This is a genomic window from Dapis hubbardiae BLCC-M172 (assembly GCF_050016015.1).
Classification (GTDB): domain Bacteria; phylum Cyanobacteriota; class Cyanobacteriia; order Cyanobacteriales; family Microcoleaceae; genus Trichodesmium.
Window position 1 is genome coordinate 26,408 of record NZ_JBNHEQ010000025.1, and the last position, 3,436, is coordinate 29,843.

Consider the following 3,436-nt stretch of genomic DNA (forward strand, 5'->3'; position numbering starts at 1 on the left):
GCAACAGCGCCACCCAATAAATACTGTAAAAGGAAAGGGGAAAAAGATTGAGATACATCTCTATTTTTGTTAGGTTTCCTTTGCCAACCCAACCTACAGATAGTAAATTTTTTCTCTGAATTTTCTGATATATCAAACTCGGAATTACCCTAGGTTGGGTTAAGCAACAGCGCCACCCAATAAATACTGTAAAAGGAAAGGGGAAAAAGATTGAGATACATCTCTATTTTTGTTAGGTTTCCTTTGCCAACCCAACCTACAGATAGTAAATTTTTTCTCTGAATTTTCTGATATATCAAACTCGGAATTACCCTAGGTTGGGTTAAGCAACAGCGCCACCCAATAAATACTGTAAAAGGAAAGGGGAAAAAGATTGAGATACATCTCTATTTTTGTTAGGTTTCCTTTGCCAACCCAACCTACAGATAGTAAATTTTTTCTCTAAATTTTCTGATGTATTTAAGTAAGAGGATAAATTTTAATTCATCACCAATTTAGTTGTCTTTTCGTTATTTGAATATTTGCTCATATATCCTAATTTTAAAATCCAAAGAAACTGGCGATCGCTGGTAATAATTTTTCCCACTGTTCGATTAATTTTGCTGTCTTAGGTAACTCTGTAAATAGTCCTTTAAAAAATCTAATTACTCCTTTCGCAATTTGTTGGTTTCCCTGGGGATTTTTTCCTGCTTCTGCCAGACTTTGTAATTGTTTTAAAGCTTCTTCTTTATCCTCTTGAGTTAAATTTGAGTCTGCTTCAATTGCTTTTTGAAGTAGAGTCAAAGATTCTTTAATTCCTGGTTTATTAGGTTCAGAAGAATCTGGTAATTTATTGATAGAAGAAGTAACATTAATACTAATATCCCCCTCAACTTCATTACCTACAGTTAGAGGGGAATTTTCATTTGAGCCAATGCTGATAGAGTTTTCTTTCATATGTGAACCTTACTTAATTATGAAAAATTTATTACTTTAAAAATAATCAGATACCTTTTAACTATAAATTTGAAGGAACTATAGTAATAAATCTGCTACCTCTACATCTACATCTATACTTCCCTGAGAACTATTGTTAGATAGGATAGGAGAATTAATATTGGTTCCTACAATATTTCCATTTATGGAATAATCATTAAAGTTAAAGGTTGAGGGCTTTAATTTCTCCGATCCAGAATTCATAACAAACCATAATTCAACAATTATGTTTTGAATCAATAGTTTATTTGGGCTAATTATAGTGTTTTTATAGCCAGAATTTCCTTCAATAACTAGACCATACTGTTCAGAAGTTCTATTAGGTCTATAATGACACAATAGTAAAATATCAACTATTATCAGTAATAAGCCAAAGATTTGGAAGTTTGTGTTTCGAGATTGAAGTAATATAATACCTATAGAAATAAGTAATACAGAACCAATAACTCGTAAAATAGAAAAGTTGCTAGTTGTTTTTTTAGTTTTTTGAACTTCAATTAGACTAATACTGGTAATGTTGCTAATCTGATAAATAGTATTTTTAAAGATTAAGGTTTTTCCTCTAATTTTTAGAACTGATGGTTTTACTTCTTCTGGTTCTGGAGAAGATTTTGGTAAATTAGTATTCACCCTTAATTTGACTTCAAAGTTATTCTTTTACTGACACTTATCACTCAGCTTTTTTCAGACTGTACAATTTAAGTTCAGACAGGCTAAAAATATTAACTACTCATAATATTGAGTTAGAAAAATTTTAATCATACCCTAAAATCCAATTTAAGAGTTAAACGTAGTTTTGACTATAGTAAATTGCCTGATTAAATCGTGATTTTTGTAAATAAAAATCAAGTCAATATAGCAAAATATCCTAAAACGTCCTATGAAGATGAGCTAAAATGGTTGAAACTATTATCAGGATTAAACTAAATGACTATTACGGAAGTTTTGCAATTTGCCGATCGCCTAGTTTTTGCTCATAGAGGAAAACATTTAGATGATATTCAGGAAACAGTTATTAAAGGTGTTTGGCAAGGTAAAACTTATGAAAATATTGCACAAGAATGTAATCGTAGCGAAAGTCGAATTCGAGATGTAGGTTATCAGTTATGGAAAACTTTTTCCGAAAGTTTAGGAGAAGATATTAATAAGTCTAATTTTTGCTCTACTATCGAAAGATTACACATACAAGAAAAATCATCTATTTGTAGAACTAATTGTAATTTTAACTTCGGCTTACAAACTCTATATCAATATCAAAAATATCCTCAAGATTCTCAAATCGAAGATACAACTAAAACAACCTTTCAGGATTTAAGTATCGCCCCTACAATTAATCCTACTTACTTTTACGGACGAACTAAAGAACTAGAAACTTTATCCAACTATATCTTCCATCAAAAAACTCGTCTAATGGCAGTATTAGGAATAAGCGGTATTGGCAAAACCACCCTAGTAAAAAGATTTATTGACCTGAATATTCAAAACTTCGATGTAGTAATTTGGAGAAACTTAAAACTTGTCAAATCCCTAAATTCCCTAATGACAGACCTATTAAAAAAAATCACTATCCAAAATCAAAATATTCTCATCTCAGACGAACAACTAACCCAACTTTTTGACTTATTATCTAGACAAAAAAGTTTAATAGTTCTTGACGACGTACAAAACATATTTATCAGTGGAAAAATTGCCGGACAATATCAAAAACAACACACAGAATATCAAAACCTCTTCCAAGCGGTCGCTCAAACCGAACATCAAAGTTGTTTACTATTAATTAGTCAAGAAAAATCTCAAGAAATGACCACCTTAGACCGAGAACTATATCCGATTCAAAATTTAGAATTAGAAGGCTTAGATAATTTAGCCGGAATAGAAATAATCCAAGAATATAAACTCCAAGATCCAGAAGATTGGATAAACTTAAACAATATGTATTTAGGCAATCCCTTATATTTACAATACATAAGCACTTTAATCAAAGATATTTTTCAAGACTCAGTATCTCAGTTAATAGCTGAAGAGAATTTAATCATTACAGAAGAAATGAAACTACTTTTCTATACCTCATACCAGAGAATATCTGATGTCGAAAAACAAATAGTTTTAACAATAAGTAACTTCGAGAAAAATCTTTCAATAGAAGACTTAAAAAAACCAGCTCATTCTCATCAATAGATATTATCAATGGATTACAATCCCTCAAAAGACGATACCTATTAAATCAAACAAAAACCAACAATAGCTTATTTAGCCTATCCCCCTTATTCAAACAATATATTAAAAAAATTCAGATGCAAAACTAAACCATAGTGCTTGGCAAAAAGAATTAATTACTACTTCCTATTTCTGAGTCCCCCACTCCCCCCTACTCCCTACTCCCTACTCCCTACTCCCTAAAAAAAGAATATATTAAAAAAATTCAGATGCAAAACTAAACCATAGTGCTTGGCAAAAAGAA

At 30.8% G+C, this 3,436-nt stretch carries 3 protein-coding genes; 1 reads left to right on the forward strand and 2 read right to left on the reverse strand.

Annotated features, from left to right (window positions below; translation table 11 throughout):
- Positions 1–540: 540 nt before the first annotated feature.
- Both ACP6PK_RS03355 and ACP6PK_RS03360 read right to left on the reverse strand, forming a co-directional pair.
- Positions 541–936 (reverse strand): hypothetical protein, encoded by a 396-nt coding sequence (locus tag ACP6PK_RS03355; protein ID WP_426557739.1) that lies wholly within the window; start codon positions 934–936, stop codon positions 541–543.
- Positions 937–1,014: 78 nt separating this feature from the next.
- Positions 1,015–1,605 (reverse strand): DUF6232 family protein, encoded by a 591-nt coding sequence (locus tag ACP6PK_RS03360; protein WP_426557741.1) that lies wholly within the window; start codon positions 1,603–1,605, stop codon positions 1,015–1,017.
- Positions 1,606–1,902: 297 nt separating this feature from the next.
- On the opposite strand from ACP6PK_RS03360, the gene ACP6PK_RS03365 reads away from it, so the two are divergent.
- Complete coding sequence (locus tag ACP6PK_RS03365) at positions 1,903–3,153, forward strand: helix-turn-helix domain-containing protein (RefSeq protein WP_426557743.1); 1,251 nt, start codon at positions 1,903–1,905, stop codon at positions 3,151–3,153.
- The last annotated feature ends 283 nt before the right edge of the window (positions 3,154–3,436 follow it).